At 57.2% G+C, this 19,431-nt stretch carries 13 protein-coding genes; 4 read left to right on the top strand and 9 right to left on the bottom strand.

Features of this window, described 5'->3' with window-relative positions; all coding sequences use genetic code 11:
- Positions 1-48: 48 nt before the first annotated feature.
- The 4 genes from ACM62R_RS14830 to ctaD all read right to left on the bottom strand — a co-directional run bounded on the left by ACM62R_RS14830 (position 49) and on the right by ctaD (position 6,609).
- Positions 49-732 (bottom strand): formate dehydrogenase subunit gamma, encoded by a 684-nt coding sequence (locus tag ACM62R_RS14830; protein WP_415184821.1) that lies wholly within the window; start codon positions 730-732, stop codon positions 49-51.
- Complete coding sequence (gene fdxH, locus ACM62R_RS14825) at positions 729-1,673, bottom strand: formate dehydrogenase subunit beta (protein WP_415184820.1); 945 nt, start codon at positions 1,671-1,673, stop codon at positions 729-731. Before fdxH ends, ACM62R_RS14830 begins: the two co-directional genes overlap by 4 nt.
- Before the next feature lie 13 nt (positions 1,674-1,686).
- Complete coding sequence (fdnG, locus tag ACM62R_RS14820; RefSeq protein ID WP_415184819.1) at positions 1,687-4,761, bottom strand: formate dehydrogenase-N subunit alpha; 3,075 nt, start codon at positions 4,759-4,761, stop codon at positions 1,687-1,689.
- A 186-nt stretch (positions 4,762-4,947) separates the two neighbouring features.
- A complete protein-coding gene (gene ctaD / locus ACM62R_RS14815) occupies positions 4,948-6,609 on the bottom strand; it encodes a cytochrome c oxidase subunit I (RefSeq protein WP_415184818.1) in 1,662 nt (553 codons plus the stop codon).
- A gap of 375 nt (positions 6,610-6,984) precedes the next feature.
- Between ctaD and ACM62R_RS14810 the strand changes: the two genes are divergently transcribed.
- Positions 6,985-8,406, top strand: a complete 1,422-nt coding sequence (locus ACM62R_RS14810) for a mannose-1-phosphate guanylyltransferase/mannose-6-phosphate isomerase (RefSeq protein WP_415184817.1) — start codon at positions 6,985-6,987, stop codon at positions 8,404-8,406.
- A gap of 37 nt (positions 8,407-8,443) precedes the next feature.
- The gene (locus ACM62R_RS14805; protein ID WP_415184816.1) at positions 8,444-9,751 is read left to right on the top strand and encodes a glycosyltransferase family 4 protein; all 1,308 of its coding nucleotides are present in this window, start codon (positions 8,444-8,446) and stop codon (positions 9,749-9,751) included.
- Here ACM62R_RS14805 and ACM62R_RS14800 read toward each other — a convergent pair.
- The 5 genes from ACM62R_RS14800 to ACM62R_RS14780 all read right to left on the bottom strand — a co-directional run bounded on the left by ACM62R_RS14800 (position 9,645) and on the right by ACM62R_RS14780 (position 16,605).
- The gene (locus tag ACM62R_RS14800) at positions 9,645-10,301 is read right to left on the bottom strand and encodes a rhomboid family intramembrane serine protease (protein WP_415184815.1); all 657 of its coding nucleotides are present in this window, start codon (positions 10,299-10,301) and stop codon (positions 9,645-9,647) included. The two genes, ACM62R_RS14805 and ACM62R_RS14800, sit on opposite strands and share 107 nt — an antisense overlap.
- Positions 10,302-10,315: 14 nt before the next feature.
- The gene (gene xrtD, locus ACM62R_RS14795; protein ID WP_415184814.1) at positions 10,316-11,914 is read right to left on the bottom strand and encodes a VPLPA-CTERM-specific exosortase XrtD; all 1,599 of its coding nucleotides are present in this window, start codon (positions 11,912-11,914) and stop codon (positions 10,316-10,318) included.
- Between the two features lie 102 nt (positions 11,915-12,016).
- A complete protein-coding gene (locus tag ACM62R_RS14790) occupies positions 12,017-13,396 on the bottom strand; it encodes a hypothetical protein (protein ID WP_415184813.1) in 1,380 nt (459 codons plus the stop codon).
- A gap of 16 nt (positions 13,397-13,412) precedes the next feature.
- Complete coding sequence (locus tag ACM62R_RS14785) at positions 13,413-14,006, bottom strand: polysaccharide biosynthesis/export family protein (RefSeq protein ID WP_415184812.1); 594 nt, start codon at positions 14,004-14,006, stop codon at positions 13,413-13,415.
- A 154-nt stretch (positions 14,007-14,160) separates the two neighbouring features.
- Positions 14,161-16,605, bottom strand: a complete 2,445-nt coding sequence (locus ACM62R_RS14780) for a tetratricopeptide repeat protein (protein ID WP_415184811.1) — start codon at positions 16,603-16,605, stop codon at positions 14,161-14,163.
- Positions 16,606-17,034: 429 nt separating this feature from the next.
- On the opposite strand from ACM62R_RS14780, the gene ACM62R_RS14775 reads away from it, so the two are divergent.
- Both ACM62R_RS14775 and ACM62R_RS14770 read left to right on the top strand, forming a co-directional pair.
- On the top strand, positions 17,035-17,901 hold the full coding sequence (locus ACM62R_RS14775) for an ExeA family protein (RefSeq protein ID WP_415184810.1): 867 nt from the start codon (positions 17,035-17,037) through the stop codon (positions 17,899-17,901).
- Positions 17,891-19,420, top strand: a complete 1,530-nt coding sequence (locus ACM62R_RS14770) for a GumC family protein (protein ID WP_415184809.1) — start codon at positions 17,891-17,893, stop codon at positions 19,418-19,420. The genes ACM62R_RS14775 and ACM62R_RS14770 overlap by 11 nt, the downstream gene beginning before the upstream one ends.
- Positions 19,421-19,431: the final 11 nt, after the last annotated feature.

Raw genomic sequence — 19,431 nt, 5'->3', positions numbered from 1 at the left:
CCACACTAAATCCAAGGGGGCGCATCAATCCCCGGCCGCGCTGGTCTGTTACCGTTTGTTGGGGTTGCCTGACACCAGGTCACGCAGCCATTTTCGGTGGTGACGCCATGCCCAGCCGCCGGTTACCTGCCCGCGCGTCATCGCGTTAAGCGTACCACGAACCCAGATTGCAGCATAGACATGGACGATCCAGGCGCAGATCGCCCCGATTGCCGAGATCGAATGTATCAAGACCGCTATGCGCCGCTGCTCGATCGTGAAATAAGCGGCGAAATACTCCATCCAGATCACGCTACCGGTGAGGAACAAGATCAGGATCAGTATCGACATCACCCAGAAATAGACCTTTTGTCCGGCGTTGTACTTGCCTACTTCGGGCAGGGCCTCTTCATCGCCCGAGAGAACGGCACCGGGACTACCCAGCCAGCGGCTATCGGCCTTGCTCCATAGGTTGAGACGCCAGAATCGCAGGAACAAGCCGGCAAAGCTGACAAAGGTCACAACGCCAATCCAAGGGTGAATGAAGCGCGCAAAGGTTCCGCCGCCAAACAGGCCCGTCAGGAAGTAGAGCGACGGATGAAACAGAGCCAACCCCGAGAGGGCAAGCAAGATCAACCCCGCCGCAGTGACCCAATGGTTCAGCCGCGCGAGGCCAGAATAGCGGTCCACCATGACGGGGTTTCCGTCATGGATTACACGGCGACGGGTCGGGATATTGGAATCGGTTGTCATGCCCTGTCCCTTTCCACCAGTTTCTTGGCTTTTGCCTCGTCTTCAGGACTGACGCGGTTGGCGCCGGTCAGAAGGTGATGCACAAGCCCCGCTGCGGCAAAGACCCCTACTGCGGCAATGCCAACGTATTTTGTTGCGCCATTTTTCCAGGTCTCGACCAGGCCGCTGATTTTCGGTTCGGTCGGCAGGCCGGAATATAGCCCCGGCTTGTCGGCGTGATGCAGCACATACATCACATGTGTCCCGCTGACGCCGGGCGGGTCATAAAGCCCCGCTTTGTCATAGCCGCGTGATTTCAGATCTTCGATGCGGGTCTGGGCATATTCGGTCATCTCGTCCTTGGTGCCAAACACGATCGCCTGCGTGGGGCAGGCTTTGGCGCAGGCGGGCCCTTGCCCCACGGCAACACGGTCAACGCAAAGCGTGCATTTATAAACCTTGTTGTCGGCTTTCGACAGGCGCGGGATGTTGAACGGACAACCCTGAATGCAATAGCCGCAGCCGATGCATTTATCGTGGATGAAATCCACAATACCGTTGGAATACTGCACGATTGCGCCGGGGGCCGGACAGGCCTTCAGGCAGCCCGGGTCTTCGCAATGCATACAGCCGTCCTTGCGGATCAGCCATTCCAGATTGCCGGAGTCAGGGTTTTCGTATTCGGCAAAGCGCATCAGCGTCCATGAGTTTTCCGTAAGATCGTGCGGGTTTTCATAGACGCCGGTGTTGATGCCGATTTCTTCGACCTGTTCGTTCCATTCCAGACAGGCCACCTGACACGCCTTACAGCCGATGCATTTTGAAACATCGATCAGCTTGGCGACTTCGGTTTGGCGTTCGGCGGGCGGCGTCACGGTGGACGCCGACCGGCGCATCAGATCGCCCGGGCCGAATTTCAGGGCTACGGGTTCTGTGCCGGGGTTTGGGATCGGTGGAAACATCTCTCATCCTCCCTCATGCGACCGTGTCAGACAGTGGGGTAACATCCACCAGGAACGCCTTGAATTCCGGCGTCTGGGCGTTGGCATCCCCCACAGGCGGCGTCAGCGAGTTGATCGGAGAGGCCTTTTTCGCCTGCCCAATGAACCCCCAATGCAGCGGTAGCCCGACATAGTGCAGTGTCCTCCCATCCACTTGCAGCGGTTTCAGCCGCTTGGTGATCATCGCCTTGCCCTTGACCTCGCCCCGGTGGGACCGGACGCGAACCATCTGGCCCGGTTTGATGCCACGTTCTTGGGCAAGGGCCTCGGACATTTCCACGAAGAATTCGGGCTGCACCACGGCGTTCATGTGAACGGTCTTGGTCCAGTAGTGGAAATGTTCGGTCAGGCGGTAGGTTGTGGCAACGATGGGGAATTCGTCGGCACTGCCGAAAATTTCCATATCGTTGTCAAATACCCGTGCCACCGGGTTGCCCCGAATTGCCGGGAACAAGGGGTTCTTGATCGGTGATTCAAACGGCTCATAGTGCACCGGGAACGGGCCTTCGGCCATCATCGTGCGCGCAAACAGGCGCGACACGCCTTCTGTCGTCATGATGAAAGGGCCGGTCCCGCGTGACGGTGCGTTACCTGTGGGGAAGTCCGGCACATCGGCACCGCCCCAGCGCTGACCATCCCAGAAGACATATTTCTTGCCTTCGCTCCATGGCTTTCCGGATGGGTCGGCAGAGGCGCGGTTATAAAGGATGCGCCGGTTGGCAGGCCAGCAAAAGCCCCAGCTGCCATAGACATTCATCCCCGACGGGTCAGAGTTGTCACGCCGTTGCGACAGGTTTCCTTCCGGGCTGTAGACGCCGGTATAGATCCACTGCACGCCATCGGTTGACCCGTCATCGCGCATTTCACCAAAACTGGCCAGCTGTTCGCCTGCCTTGCGGGTCACCTTGCCTTCGGCATCGCGCAGATCTGTCAGCGCGCGGCCGTTCAACTCCCTCAGGATCTCATCCGAGGTTGGGGCCATCGGGTCGGCATAGCTCCAGTCGATCTTGGTGATCGGGTCGGGGGCGGTGCCGCCGTCTGCTTCGTACATATTGCGGATCCGCCAGAACAGATCTGCAAGGATGTCGATATCACGGCGCGAGTCGAAGTAGGGGTCCGCCGCCTGCCATTTCCATTGGATATTCCGGCTGGAGTTGGTCAGGCTGCCGTCTTCTTCCACGAAAGAGGTGACGGGCAGCATGAAGACTTCGGTCTGGATGCTGGCGGTATCGACGTTGTTGAACTCGCCGTGGTTTTGCCAGAAATAGGCGGTGTCGGTTTCGATCGGGTCCATGCTGACCAGGAATTTCAGCTTGGACAGGGCCGCTATCGTCTTGCCCGAATAGGCGATTGACATCAGCGGGTTGAACCCTTGGCACAACAGGCCCGTGGTTTTGCCCTGATGCATGACGTCAAACATTTTCAGCGCGTCATAGGCCACATCCAGCTTGGGCAGCCAGTTATAACCGAATTGGTTTTGGGGCGTCGCGTTCTTGCCGTACATCCCCTTCAGGAAGCTGACGTAGAACTTGCCGTAATTCTGCCAGTAGCTGATCTGGTTTTCCTGAAGCGGCGTAAACGTCCGCTTTGCCAGATGCGCCTCAAGCGTGGGTTCCTTATCGGTAGGCATTGCCAGATAGCCGGGCAAAGAGGCCGTAAGAGTGCCGATATCGGTGATGCCCTGCACGTTTGAATGGCCGCGCAACGCGTTGATGCCGCCCCCCGGAACGCCGATGTTGCCCAGCAAAAGCTGGATCATCGCCGCTGACCGGATGTTTTGCGATCCGTGCGAATGCTGGGTCCAGCCCAAGGCATACATGATGGTCATCGACCGCTCGCCATTGGCAGTAGAGGCTGCCAATTCGGCCACTTTCAGGAACTTTTCGGGCGGAGTGCCGGAAACACGCTGCACGACATCGGGCGTGTAGGTGGCAAAATGTGCCTTCATCAGTTGATAGACGCAGCGCGGGTGCTGCATCGTCATGTCGCGCGTCGCAAAGCCGTCGTCGCCCAGCACATATTCCCAGGACGAGCGGTCATAGACCCGTTTGTCCTCGTCATAGCCGGTGAACAGACCCTCGTTGAAGTCAAATTCATCCTTCACGATATAGGTGGCGTTGGTATAGTTGCGCACATATTCGGTATGGATTTTATCGTTCGACAACAAATAGTTGATGATGCCGGACAAAAAGGCGATATCGCTGCCGGAACGCAGCGGCGCGTAAAGATCGGCCACAGCCGCCGTCCGGGTAAAGCGTGGGTCACAGACCATCAGCTTGGCCCCGCGTGTGGCCTTTGCCTCAGTAACCCATTTGAAACCACAGGGATGCGCCTCGGCGGCATTACCCCCCATGACCCAGACAACATCGGCGTTACCGATATCCGTCCAGTTGTTTGTCATTGCACCGCGACCAAATGATGGGCCCAAACTGGACACCGTCGGTCCGTGTCAAATCCTTGCTTGATTCTCGATCTGGAGCATCCCCAGACCGCGCGCGACCTTCCAGGTGATCCAGCCGGTTTCGTTAGTGCATGAGCTGCCCGAGAGGAAGCCCATGGTTGGCCAGCGGTTCACCGCGATGCCGTCGCCGTTGGTTTCGATGAAGTTCGCGTCGCGATCCTCTTTCATCAGCGTGGCGATCCGCTCCATGGCGAAATCCCAGGTAACCTCTTCGAATTCGTTGGCACCTGCCTTGCGATACATCGGTGCCTTTACCCGTGCAGGTGACCGGATGTAGTCCAGCGCGCCGGCGCCTTTCGGGCAAAGCGTGCCGCGGTTTACCGGGTTGTCCACATCGCCTTCGATATGGACAACTTCCATCCGGCCGGCGTGGGTTTTGCTTTCGGCGGCAAACACCATCATCCCGCAGGCAACCGCGCAATAAGGGCAGGTGCTGCGTGCCTCGGTGGTTTTGACCAGCCGGAATTCCTTGATGTTTGCCGCATAGGCCGTCTCAACGCCCGCAAATCCGAACGCCCCCAGCGCGGTTCCCGCGACACCGGCGCCGACGCCTTTCAAAAAGGTTCGCCTTGATAGATCCATATTCATGAACTTCCTCCCTGAGACAGAAATCAGTCGCACGATACGTTTTGCAAACTTGTGGCAATTATCGTGCCGATTGCAGGCCTTCCCTTTGTTCAGCCTAACCCAAGGTGAATATAAATCAAGCCACTAGAACGCCCATTTTAATTCGACCTCAGGATCCCTACTTAAAATTACACCTGAAGATCGTGATCAGGCATGGCCATGGTCCCAGTCTTCCGGCTTGGGCAGTTGTTCGAATGTGTGTTCTGGTAGCGGGGTTGGTAAGGTCCATTCCAGGGTGTCGGCGTAGTCGTTCCAATAATTCGCGCGCGTTTCCCGCTGGCCGGCAAACAGGGCGTAAGAGGCAAGCCCGATAAACCACAGCAACGAGATAAATGACAAAATCGCCCCCCAGCTTGAAATTTCATTCCAGTAGGCAAATGCTTCGGGGTAGTCGATATAACGCCGGGGCATACCCTGACGGCCCAGAAAATGCTGCGGAAAGAAAGTGAGGTTGGCACCGATGAAGAACAGCCAGAAATGCACCTTTCCAGCCCATTCAGGATACTGCCGCCCCGACATTTTCGCGAACCAGTAATACAGCCCCGCGAACAACGCGAATACCGCCCCCAGACTCATGACATAGTGGAAATGCGCCACGACATAGTAGGTGTCGTGATAGGCGCGGTCGACGCTGGCCTGTGCCAGTACCACCCCGGTAACGCCGCCTACGGTGAACAGAAAGATGAAGCCAAAGGCAAACAGCATCGGTGTCTTGAACTCGATCGAGCCGCCCCACATCGTTGCCAGCCATGAGAAGATCTTGATACCGGTCGGCACTGCGATGGTTACTGATGCGACCTGGAAAAAACTTTGCTGCGTGATCGACATGCCGGTGGTGAACATGTGATGCGCCCAGACCACAAACCCAAGGCCGCCAATGGCGATCAGCGCGGCGACCATCGGCAGATATCCAAAGATTGGTTTTTTCGAGAATGTCGCAACCACATGGCTGATGATGCCAAAGCCGGGCAAGACAACAATATAGACCTCTGGATGGCCAAAAAACCAGAACAGATGTTGGTATAGCAGGGGGTCGCCACCGCCTGAGGGGTCAAAGAACGTTGTCCCGAAATTTCGATCTGTCAGCAGCATGGTGATTGCCCCCGCCAGCACCGGCATCGCCAACAAAAGCATCCAGGCGGTGACAAATATCGACCACGCAAACAGCGGCGCCTTGAAAAGGGTCATGCGTGGGGCGCGCATGTTAAGAAATGTGGTGATCATGTTGATGGCGCCCAGGATCGAGCTTGCGCCCGAGGCATGAATCGCAAAGATCGCCAGATCCATCGACATGCCCCCATCATGAACCGATAGCGGTGCGTAAAGTGTCCAGCCAACGCCGGCCCCATGCTGCCCATCACCACCCGGTGCAAAAAACGATGCCACAGCCATGCTGGCACCAGCAACAAACAGCCAGTAGCTAAGGTTGTTGAGCCGGGGAAAAGCCATATCCGGTGCGCCGATCATCAGCGGCATGAAATAGTTTCCAAAACCGCCGAACAGGGCCGGAATCACAACAAAGAACATCATCAGGACGCCGTGGTAGGTAACGATGGTGTTCCAGATATGCCCGTTGGGCGTGCACTCGGCGGCCGAGGGCCAAAAGCGAAATCCCTCGGCGCACATGTACTGCACGCCGGGCTCCATCAGTTCCAGCCGCATGAACACCGAAAGCAGCGCCGCGATCAGCCCGATAAAGGCCGCGGTAAAGATGTAAAGAACCCCGATATCCTTGTGGTTGGTGGACATGAACCATCGCGTAAAGAAGCCGCGCGTGCCGGGGTTGTGATCGACGGTGGCTTGGCTCATTGATCCTCTCCTCCTCGGGGCGTGGCGGCTAGAGCATAATGAACTAAGTGCTGCCCACACCAAAAGACCGCCAGACGAGCCGGGCTTCTCAGCGCTTTTTGCAGCGGAATCAATTGAGTAAATAGGCGTTTATTCAGCACCGCCTAATAGGCATTGTCAATACCTATTGGGCGACGGCGGGTTAAGCCATAGCACTTGCACGGCAACTCTTGAGGCCGGGCGCTTACGTCGCATTGTCTGCGTGCCGCCATTGATCTTTCTTGACGGGATGGTTCTTTTCTTTTCTAAAGTGCGGGAATCAATGTATGTTTTTAATATAGTGCCTTGCGGCAGCAGTTTTATGTGATCGATAAGCCCTTATTCGGAGCAGCAGTCATGATTCACCCTGTTATTCTTTGTGGCGGTTCTGGAACGCGGCTTTGGCCCAGTTCCCGATCTGCATTTCCCAAGCAGTTTGCCGCATTTCTGGGTGACCGAAGCCTCTACCAAGACACATTGCAGCGCGTATCAGGGCACGGTTACGCGGCGCCGATTGTCCTGACGAATGAGGTGTTTCGCTTTTTGGCGCAAGAGCAGGCAAATGATATCGGTGTGATGGATGCTGAGGTTATATTGGAGCCCACCATCCTCGATACCGGCCCCGCCATTTTGACAGCCGCGCTAAAGTTGGAAGGGGTGCCGGATGACCTGATGCTGGTCCTGCCTTCGGATCATCTTATCCGTTCAAACGAAGCCTTCGACGCTGCCGTGCAGGCGGGCGAAGTTGCTGCCAATGCGGGGATGCTGGTAGCCTTTGGCGTGACCCCGGATCGACCGGAAACGGGTTACGGCTATCTGGAGTTGACACAGCCCCCAATGCAGGGTTGCGCCACCCCGTTGGCCAGTTTTTCCGAAAAACCCGATCTCGACAGCGCCAAAGAGATGATAAAGTCCGAAAATTTCCTCTGGAATACGGGCATGTATCTGTTTCGCGTGGGTGATATTCTGGCCGCCTACCAAAGGCATGCGGCTGACTTGATCGCCCCCTGCCGTGCGGCTTTGGCCGCCGGAGAGCATGATCTGGGATTTTTCAGGTTAGGCGTAAAAGACTATGCGCAGGCCGAAGCCATCTCGATTGATTACGCCGTCATGGAAAAGGCCGATAATGTTGTTGCGGTGCCGTTCATGGCGGATTGGCTGGATCTTGGCAGTTGGGATACGCTGCACGCCTTTCTGGCGACGGGCACCGATCAGGTCGCGCGTAGCGGCAATGTCACCGCAATTGACTGCACCCGTACACTGCTGCGTTCGGAAGATGAGAACATGCACTTGGTCGGTATGGGGCTCGACAATATTGCGGCGGTAGCGATGCGTGATGCGGTCTTGGTCGTCAATATGGACCGTGCGCAGGACGTACGCCAAGTGGTGCAGGTGCTGAAACATGGCACGGTTGCGCAGGCATCCGAGTTTCCGCGCTGCTACCGCCCTTGGGGGTGGTATGAAACGCTGTGTCTGCGCGACCGGTTTCAGGTCAAACGGATCATGGTCAAGCCCGGCGGTGTGTTAAGTCTGCAAAGCCATGTCCATCGGGCCGAACACTGGGTCGTGGTCAGCGGCACAGCGCGTGTCACGGTGAATGACGATGTAAGCCTGCTGTCGGAAAATGAGTCAGCCTATATTCCGCTGGGTGCGATTCATCGTATGGAGAACCCCGGCAAGGTGCCGATGTATTTGATTGAGGTTCAGACAGGCGCTTATCTGGGCGAAGATGACATTGTGCGCTACGCTGATATTTATAACCGCGCCCCGGCGCAATGATCGTTTGCTGTTACGCGAAGGGCGCAGAGGGGGCCTGATGAATAATCACACCAAGGGCGAAGAAGGCCGCCGCATTCTGATCGTGGTTGAAAACCTGCCCGTGCCACTGGATCGACGGGTCTGGCTTGAGGCGACAACACTGGTGGCGCATGGCTATGAGGTCAGCGTGATTTGCCCCACCGGGCGCGGCTGGAACGCGCTTTATGAGGTGATCGAAGGCGTCCATATCTACCGCTATCCCGCCCCGATCGAGGCCCACGCCGGCGCCATTGCCTATGCGCGCGAATATCTGCACTTTTTGTGGCATATGTTCCGGCTGGCCCGGCGCGTGCGCCGCGAGCGTGGGTTTGACGTGATCCATGGCTGTAATCCGCCCGACCTCGTGTTTCTGTTGGCGCTGCGTTATCGGCTTTTTGGGGTGCGCTATCTATTTGACCATCACGATGTCTGCCCGGAATTGTTTGAGGCGAAGTTTGGCAAGAAGGGGTTGCTGTACCGGGTGATGCTGGTCTGGGAACGGCTGACGTTTGCCTGTGCCTCTGTGTCAATCGCGACGAATGAGAGCTTTCGCCAGATTGCCATTCGGCGCGGCAAGATGAACCCGGAAGACGTGTTTGTTGTACGCTCGGCGCCGCAGGTCGAAAAGTTTGAAATCCGCCCGCCAGACCCGGCGCTAAAGAAGGGCGCGGGCATAATGATGGGTTATGTCGGCGTGATCGGCCAGCAAGAGGGGATGGACCTTTTGGTGGCCGCCGCTGACCATCTGGTCAATGTCCTGGGGCATCGGGGCGTGCATTTTGCCATCGTCGGCTTTGGCCCGCATCTGGAGGAAGTGAAGCGTGACGTGCGCGCACATGGGCTGGATGACTGGTTCACCTTTACCGGCCCGCTCTATGGCGAAGAATTGTTGGCGGTGCTGAATACCGCAGATATCGGCGTTTCACCCGATCCGAAAAACGCGATGAACGACATCTCGACGATGAACAAGGTCATGGAATACATGACCTTGGAAAAACCGCTGGTGCAGTTTGATCTGACCGAGGGGCGGATGTCGGCGGAAGGGGCCTCGCTTTATGCCCGCGCCAATGATCCGGTGGATTTTGCGGAAAAACTGGCGGTGTTGATCGAAGACCCGGCCTTGCGGGAACGGATGGGCAAGATCGGCCGTGAAAGGGTGCTGGGGTGGCTTTCGTGGGATCACTCGATGCCCAAATTGCTGGACGCCTACGACCGGATCTTCAGCAAGATCGGTCAGCGCCGCGCCGCGCCGCAAACCAAAGCGCCCACGCCCAACCCGTCACAAACCCCCCAAGATGGGTCTGCCAGGCCAGTGACCCGTCGTTAGCTGCCCATAGGACCAGATTCAAAAGCGCCAGTGCCAGCACCCAAAGGGTGATTGGCCATTGCGCTGCGCCGGTGCGCCGCGCCGCTTGCCATTCAAACGCCTTCCAGGCGCCCGCAAGGCCAAACAGCGGCCCCGAAGCCCCGATCATCGGCTGCGGGCTGGCGGCCAAAAGGCCAAAGGCCAACCCGCCGCCAATCGCTGATAAAACCCATAACACCAGTACATCGCGTGCCCCAACCCCACGCGCCAATATCATCGGCCCCAACCCCGCGAGCGCCGCCATATTACCCGCAAGATGCCAAAATCCGGCGTGCAACACCGAATAGCTTAGAAACATCAGCACCGGCTGCGCGGCATAGTTGGGGCGCCAATCACGCAACAGCCCTGCCCAAAAGGCACCGTATTGCCATGCAAGCTGTCGCCACCGGGCAGATCCGATCAGGCCGTGATCGGCGGCTTGCAGCACGGCCTCAATGATAAGGCAGAGGGCGGCAACTGCCCAAAGCACCTTTGCGGCGTTGCTGCTGGCAGGGGGGGCGGTAAACGACATTCCGAAAAGCGGGCCTATTCCGGCACAAACCGGGGCATGCGCGCCAAGGCGAGGGCCATGAACCGCTGCATCCGGGCCTCGGCGTCGGACTCGGATTCGCCGGGGTTTATCGGCAGCGCAAAGCGCACCAGCGCGCCATCGGTACGACCCCGCGTCAGGCTGTCATAGACCACGCTGACCTTTGCCAGATAGTCATTTGTCATCCGCCGACCGCGTTGCTCAAACCAGTAATAGACCAGCTGTCTGTCCAGCCCCTTCTGAATGACCGCCCGGTTGACCATGAAATCACCGTAGACAGTGCCGGGAATGCTGACCTTATGCGGATCAAGCGAGAATATTTCCCATCCGCCGACGGGCAGGCAAACCTCGGGCGAGTGGATACCGGACCCCTCGGTCTGCTTGTCGTAATAGGCGACAAACAGGGTGACATATCCGGGTTCGCCCGCGCTGGCGTAGCTGGCATTGATATAATCATCGGCGCGCAGCACCTTTTCAACGGCGGGTTCAAGCGGCTCCAGCAGGCCAGACCACGGGCCAAGATTTCGCGGGAACAGCACAAAGGGGTCACGCTCGGGTACAACCCGCGCTGTCGGAGGAAACAGCAGGAAGGCTGCCGCCACCGCAACCGATAGCAGCGCCGCTGCGGCCAGCCCTTTTGACGCGCCAATCCCCAGTATGCGCGCGGCCTGTGCGCCAAAGCCCTCAAAATCCAGATCAATCGTTTCCGACAGGGATTTGGGGCTTGGCGTCAGCCGTTGCAAAACAATTGCCATGATGAACAAGATGCCGACACAGGCCAGAAAGATCACCCAGCCTTCAAAAAAGTGCAAAAACCCTTCGGCCTGTTCAATACCATAGCTATTGACCATGACCCCGATCACCCCGATGCGGATTGAGTTCATCAGCACCGTCAGCGGCGCTGCGGATAGCAAAAGCACAAGTTTATGCCAAAGCGGGCCGCGGTAGAGAATGGCGAACAGGTAGGAAAATGACAGGATCGGGAACAGATAGCGCAGCCCGGAACACGCCTCGGCCACCTGAAGCTTATAAATCCCGAGGTCGATAACGTTGCCTTCCAACAACACCGGCACACCCATCAGCGCCACGAACCAGACCCCGATTTCGGAGGAAACACCCTGCAAGAAAATCGACAGCTTCCAATAGACGAACTGCGGCAGTGGCAGCATGAACACCAGATGCACAACCGGCAAAAAGTGATACCGCCCCTGTGCCCAACCAAAACCCGTCAGCATGACCCCGCCAACCCACAGGATCAGCCCGTAGGTCACGATATCCGGGATACGCACAAGGTTGCCAAAAATACCAACCGCAAAAGCAATCAGCAGCAGCGCGATGCCGGGCAACCGGTTCACCGGGGTGCCCGTTGCTGCGGGGGGGCGGGCGCGCAATTCGCGCAAGAACAGGTAAAGTGAAATCAGCGGGATCAGGGGGCCATGACTATATTCCGGGGTAATCCATGCGCGCCCCAGCGAAATCAATCCGATCCAGTAAATCGGCACTGCGGCAAGAATCAGCAACGCAAACCACGCAAGACCCGGCAGGTTTACCCTGGCCGGAAAGATGGCGGAGATGTTGTTATCGGATAGCGACATAGACACACCCTTCGGGCCTGACGTGGATTTGGGGGGTGGCCTGACCCCCGCACATCCATTCATGCTACGATATTTATTGATCTTGCGCGACCTTTGGCGACCTTACCGCGTCCAGCTGAAATCGCGGCTGAGCGAGACGAAAACCTCTTCTGATGTTGCACGCCCGACAGTTTCTTCGTCGCGCATTTTCCAGGCAACGCCCAGATTCATGTCCCAATCCGGTGTCAGGGCTTGAATGTAACTGGCCGATACGTTTGCGCGGTCCACCTGATTGCCGGATGTCTTGTCAATCTGTGCGTAACTGACACCGAATTGGACGCCCGATACGGTCGTCAACTCGTGTCCATAATTCAGGATAAGCGCAGTTGATGTGGTCTGATCGCTATCGTCGCTATTTGCCTTGCGCTCGGCGCGGGCGGTGAATTGGCCGCGTGGCATATCGTGGCGCCAGTTCAGCGCACCAACCATAACCGCATCAAATTCCTCGCCTTTAGTGACCCCCAGTTCGGCAAAAACGGCACCTGTCGGCAGATCCAATGCGCGATTCACGGTGATTGTTGATCTGCGCCCATTCTGGTCGGTGATCGCGACAAAGTCCGCGCCCGCAGTGCCGTTGGGCATGTCAACATCAACCCCTAGACGTGCAGTCGGGCCTTCTTCTGTGGTTGTCACACCAGATTCACGCGTGTCGATATTTGCATACCCAAGCCCCGCCGTCCAACGCGTGCGTTCTGACATGGCGTAGGAAAGCCCTAGCTCAACAGTGTCGGTATCGCGACGGGTCTGGTCTGCATCTTCTTCGTCATAGCGTTCGTGCCCGAATGTCAGCATGCCCTCAGCAACGTCGGAAAGATGTGCGCGTACCGTGGCATCATAGTTCTGTCGGCGCTTGTCGGTCAACTCGGGGTCACTGGTGTCGGAATAGTTGGTGCCGGTAAATGCGGCGGACAGGATCAAGCCTAATGGCGCAGCGGCACCCACTTCTAGCTTGGCGTCGGCGCCGTAGCGATTACGCCAACCGGTTCCGTTCAGATCTGCCAGGTCTTCGGGCAGATCCAGTTCACCCTCATCATCAATGAAGTCATCCAGATCGCGCAGGAAATCGACCCTTTCGCGCCGGTAGTAGGTTCCGAACGCGATGTTGGCATTGGCGGATTCGCGTGAATAGCCAAGCTTTGCCGACGGGTTGGAAATCCCCGAATGGTCGCTGATGCCAGGGTCGTGGCCTGCTTCAAGACCCCCCGCTAAGTCAAAGGTGAAGGTTTGGGTGCGGGTCTGGGAAACCATGCCAAACGTCAGCATCGTCGTGGCCAGGGCGGTATTGCCCTCGGCAGGGGTTTCAAGCGCCAAGTTGCTGCCATATATCAGGCGTTCTTCGAGGCCAAGGTGAAACGTCATGCCGGCCTCTTGTGCGAAAGCCGGCATCACGCAATTCCCCATAACGGCCAGGATTGCCGCGCGCTTGATCAGTTTTTTGCTCACTGCCTGCCTCGTTTCGTTATTCAAACAGTCGCCTTTGCGGGATCACGATCACATCGCCTTCTATCAGCCGTGTGTTGGAAATCCCGACTTTGCCCTGCTCCATCGCCTTGTAGTCAAAGTTGTAGACCGCTGACCCTCGGCGCAACTGGATGCGCTTGGTCGCCGCAAATTTTGAAAACCCGCCCGTTGCTGCCAAGGCTTGCAAAAGCGTCGAGCCGCGCGTCAGGTCGTATTTGCCCGGCTTGGCTGCTTCGCCCATCACATAAATAGAAATCACCGGAACCGCGCGCGCTGTGCCTGTTTCTGCGCGTGGTTCGGCCAAACGGTCAACGCCGACATATACGTTGGGCGGAGTTGCAAAATTGGGGCCCAGTTTTGCTGCCAATGCATTTTGAACCTGCGCTACTGTCTGACCGCTCGCCTGCACCGTCCCCGCCATCGGCAGTGCGATGTTGCCATCGGGTAGCACCAGAACGTTACGATTGAGATTTGAATCTTCCAAAACCTCGACACGCAACAGATCCCCCGGTTTGATCCGGTATCCATCCTGGGCTGCGGCTGGCAGTGCTGCACAGACCAAAGCGGCCATTATAATAAAAACTCTTTTCATCATTCTACTCCGTCAGCCTTCACCAAAATGCGAAGTCGCCCCCAAGGTTAAATTCTATCGCCAATACCCCACCACGGAAAGGAAAAACACTTTTTACATGATTTCCGCGTCATGCGATGCGTTTCAATGTCGCGTGTGCAACACTTTGTCGGGTTCAGTTTGAGGCAGTGTCGGGTAGCTCGGCCAATATCTGACGTGCGCGCGCGAATTGTGGATCGGGGCTATCCTTGGCAAGGGCGATTGCAAGGGTAAGCGCGTTGCGCGCGGCGTCGATCTGTTTCAGTGCGACATAGGTCAGGCCCAGGTGCAGATGAACGACCGGATCGTCAGGCATGCCTTTGGCGGCGGGTTCAAGTTGTGCGGCGGCCTCATCAAAGTTGCCACGTCGGTATTCGATCCAACCCAATGTGTCCTGAAATGCGGGGTTGGCCAGCCCGCGCAGGCGGCGGCTGATAGTATAGGCGCGCGACAGGCTGGCCTCATCATCGCGGTGGTTTGCGATAAGGCTGGCCAGATTGTTGGCGATGATCACATTGGCGCTATTGCCCTCATAAAGCGTTTCATAGATTTCGATGGCGCCTTCAAAATTGCCCTTGGCTTCCAATGCTGCACTTTTGCGCAGCAATAAGGGCACCGAGTCGGGCTTTTCCCGTAGACCCGCTTCCAGGACTTGGTCTGCTTCTTCGGGCCTACCTGCTTTGCTCAGTAATCCGTAAAGCGCCTGAACAACGAGGTCGTCGCCCGGTCTCTCGGTCAATAGGGCCTGCAATTGGGTTTCGGCCTCGGCGGTGTTGCCAGAGGCCGCATCTACCTGCGCCCGCAGAAACCGAAGTTTCGGGTCTTGCGGGGCGGTGGCCAACAGCCCGTCAAGGTAGCTGGCGGCGCTGTCAGGTTTGCCGTCTTGCAGATAGGCGCTTGTGATTGTTGTAGGGGCATCCAGCGCGCCATCGCTGCTGCTATCCATCTGTTGCAATAGCGCAATACTATCCTCCACCCGTTGCTGCCTTAACAACAGCGCCACCTGAATGCGGTTTGCGGCAAACCGGGCCTCATCGGTGCCAATGGCCTGAAGCTGCTTTTCAATGCCATCAGCGCGCGGAAGATCAGGTATACGCAGGTAGATATCGCCCAGGGCCGAGAGCAGGTTGATGTCGGTCGGGGCACGGCGCAAGGCCTCGATCAGCACGCTTTCGGCGGTTGACAGGCGGTTATCTTGCAATAGAAATTCGGCATAGTTGCGTGATTCCTGACTGCCTTGCCCTGAAAGCTCGACCGCAACGGCAAGTCGCTCACCAGCCAGCTCGCGGCTGCCATCCCGCAGGTGTGCCTTGGCCATCAGGGTCAGGATTTCGGGGTCGCGGGGGTCTTGGTCCATGGCGCGGCGCAGCTCGGCAATTGCCTCGCCCGGGCGGTCATCGGTGATCAGCCATCCGGCGCGCATTTTCAACGCGGGCACGAAGGTGGGGTCGTCTGCCAGAACTTCTTCGATGCGGGCGCGGGCGCCGACGTGGTTGCCGGTCGCCTCAAGCATCCTTGCGAGCGTGGCTTTGTAGCCGTTGGTCTGGCTGCCCGGCGTGCTGTCTTTCAGCAGGGTCTCCATTGCGGAAATTGCGGTTGCCGTATCGCCGTTGTCAAAGTCGATCGAGGCCAGGAGGCTGCGATAGATACCGACGTTCGCATCCTCGGAGATTAGACGCACAAGCTCATTGCGGGCGGCGTCGGTGCCTTTGGCTTGGCGTAGAAACTGCACCAGGTTGATATGGGCCTGTTCGGCCTGTTCGGGCTTGGCGGTGGCTATCTGGCTGCGCAGAAACGTTTCTGCTCCATCGGGGTTGCCAGTTTGAACAAACCAGACGATCAGCGCATCCCGGATCGACGTGTTGTCGGGAAAGAGTTTTACCATCTCTTGCAGGTGTGTGCCCATGGCCGCGCTGTCGCGCAATATCGCCAGCACCTTCAGCTTGGCCTGGTGCATTGCCAGGTTGGTGGGGTCTCGCTCAAGGGCGGCATCAATCTGGGTGAGCGCCTCGGACAGCTTTTGATCCCGTAACAGCGCATCAATAATCACGCGTCTTGCGACCGCGTTGTCGGGGGCGCGTGTTTGCACCTCTTGCGCGACTGCAGCGGCGCGGGCGGCGGCGGCGGGGTCTTTGTCGACCAGCGCCTGCCGGTAATCCAGTGCTGCGTTCAGCGCGATTACCATCGTGTCATCGGGCGCAAGTTCGCGTGCCGCCCGGATATGGCGCGTTGCCTCTGGCCAATCCGACTTGTCCAGGGCCATTTCGCCCAAGGCGCTGCGACCTTCCAGATCATCAGGGTATTGTTCCACCAGTCGCAGATACTGGCTATACGCTTCGTCCAATACACCGCGCTCGCGTTGAATTCGGGCATAGGTTTCGCGTGCCAGCCGATGCTGGCCGTTCAGCTTGAAGACATTTCGGAATTCCAACAGGGCGCGATCTGTGTCACCATCGGCCAGCAGTGCCATCCCGGATTGAAAATGTGCCTCAGCCCGCTCTTCAGCGCTGTCACATCCGGAAAGTGCCATGGTTGCAGCCAGCACCAAAGCCAAAATAGAAACGCTACGCCGAATGGACATTACTGATTCCTCTGGTTCATAAAGTCGTGTCGCCAAGGCTACTTGTGTGATTCGACGCCGCCAAGTGACGATTGTGGGGTTGAAGCTGATTTTGATAATGCATTTGAACGACTGTACCCAATATCCGCATAGTTCATCGAAACCAACGGCTATTGTCTATAACGTGACTGCACAATGTGCTGGCATAGCCAGATCGTGACAGAAAGCCGCAAAGATTACATGTAGGGTATGCATTCTCGTGATTCGCTGGCACAAGCCGAAGTATGACGTTCTTGAACCTTGTGCGCGGTTCAATGTCACGATCGGGGGGCAGTCCCGGGTGTGTTAGGGCGTTGATTGAGGGGTGAGTTGTAATTGATGTGTCACAAGAGGTTAGCAAAAATCGCGCCAAGCGAAGCAATGCGATAATGCAGGCGGTTTTCTAGAGAAATGTCCAGTTATGTTGACATCTATACAGAGCATTTCGGGCTCTCGCAGCGCCCTTTTACATTGGTTCCCAATCCTGAATTTCTGTTTTGGTCCGGCGCGCATCGGCGGGCTTACACGATTTTGGAATATGGGCTGATTACCCATGCCCCGATCACGCTGATCACGGGCGAGGTAGGGGCGGGCAAAACGACCCTGCTGCACTATCTTTTGACCCATTTGGAGCGCGATGTGACGGTGGGCCTGATTTCGAACGCGCATGGTGATCGGGGTGAGTTGCTACGCTGGATTTTGCATGCATTATCGCAAAAGACCGAACCTGCGGCAACCTATGTAGATCTGTTCCATCAGTTTCAGGCATTTCTTGTCGAGGAATATGCTCAGGGGCGCCACACGGTGCTGATCTTTGACGAAGCGCAAAATCTTAGCCGTGAATCGCTTGAAGAATTGCGGATGTTCACCAATATCAACGCCAACAGCGACGAATTGTTGCAGCTTGTTTTGGTTGGCCAGCCCGAATTGCGCGATTTGGTGTTGCGTCCTGATCTGACCCAGTTCGCGCAGCGCGTTGCGGCCGCATTCCATTTGACCGCAATGGACGCACCGACGGTCGAGACCTATATCAGCCATCGATTGCGGGTTGCGGGCGCAACGACGCGTATTTTTGGGGTCAAGGCGTGTGCGCTGATCCACAAGGCCACGGGTGGTGTGCCGCGATTGGTGAACCAGTTATGCGATTTATCAATGGTCTATGCGTTCACGGCAAATCGCAAACGTGTGACAGAGTCCCTCGTTCAACAGGTGTTGGATGATGGCGTATTTTTTGCTAGTGGCGCCACAAATTTGCGAGAACAGACCGATGAGCATTGATCCGAAATTTCTTTTGTCGATTTTCGCGCGCCGACTGCCGTGGTTCTTGCTCGTGGCCGTTACCGTTTCGGTCATCGGCATAGCGGTGGCTGTTATTCTGCCAGAGAAATACCGGGCCAGCGCGCTGCTGTTGTTTGAAGACGCGCAAATTCCAAATGAACTGGCCCCTTCGACGGTGCGGACTGGCGCGGCGGAACAGCTCAAGATACTGGAGCAGCAGTTATTGACGCGCCCCAACCTGCTGGAACTTGCCAATAAATTCTCGATCTACAGCAGTACACCGAACATGAATGCAGCAGACATTGTCAGTGATATGCGAAACCGCGTAGAGATTGTCAGCCGCACCGGCAAGAATGACGTTCCAACGATCAGCATCGCCTTCAACGGGCGTACCGCAAACCAGGCGTTTCAGGTGGCCAACGAGCTGGTGAATATCCTCTTGCAACAAAACGTCTCGATGCGGACGGGGCGTGCGGCGCAAACGCTTGATTTTTTCCAGCAGGAAGTTAACCGGCTTGGCGCCGATCTGGATCGTCAGGAGGCTGTGCTTTTGGCATTTCGCACCCAAAATCAGGACAGCTTGCCCGACAGCCTGGAGTTTCGCCGGTCGCAACAATCTGCCCTGCAAGAGCGGCTGGTGCAGTTGCAACGCGAAGAAGCCGCGCAGACAGATCGACGCCGCCGTTTGGTTGATCTTTACGAACGCACGGGCCGGGTAGATGACCTTACTGCCCCGCAAACCCCCGAGCAGCGCCAGTTGCAGGCGATGAGAGCGCAGTTGGATAGTGCGCAGTTGGTCTATTCTGATCAAAACCCGCGGATCCGCGCCTTGAAGGCGCAGGTTGCCGCATTGGAAGCCGCCGTGGCCAGTAAATCCGGCGCTAGCTCTGACAGCGGCACCGGCCCGACGATCTATGATACCCAGATGGCCCAGGTTGATGGCGAACTCGCCTATATCTCTGATGAAAAGAAACAGGTAACGCAGCAAATCGCGCTACTTCAGGCGTCGATAGCGCAAACCCCTGCGAATGCGGCGCGCCTGTCAGAGTTGGAGCGGGAAAACAGTATTACGCGTGGTCAATACGCCGAGGCGGTTCAGCGTCTTGCGGCGGCCCAGACCGGTGAACGCATCGAGGCGCTGTCAAGAGGGCAGCGTATCAGTGTTGTCGAACAGCCCGTCCTGCCGATAGAACCTTTCAGCCCGAACCGTAAATTGATCGCGCTGGGCGGCGTGTTGGGGGGAAGCGTTCTTGGGCTGGGTTTGGTCGTTTTGCTGGAACTGATGAACCGTGCCATTCGCCGCCCTTCCGACATGGTGAAGGCTCTGACGATCACCCCGCTGGTGACCCTGCCTTATGTCAAGACTGACCACGAGACACGGAGCCGTCGTTCGACCCTGGTTTTCGTTGCCGTGGGCGCTGCGGTGGCGCTGTCACTGGCAATCTATGCGGTGCATATGTACTACCTGCCGCTGGATACTCTTTTCGAGCGGATTTTAGGCAAGATCGGACTCGGGTAATTTCTCGGTCC

It is taken from the genome of Phaeovulum sp., from assembly GCF_047638075.1.
GTDB lineage: Bacteria > Pseudomonadota > Alphaproteobacteria > Rhodobacterales > Rhodobacteraceae > UBA6197.
This window is presented reverse-complemented; position numbering and strand designations above follow the sequence as displayed.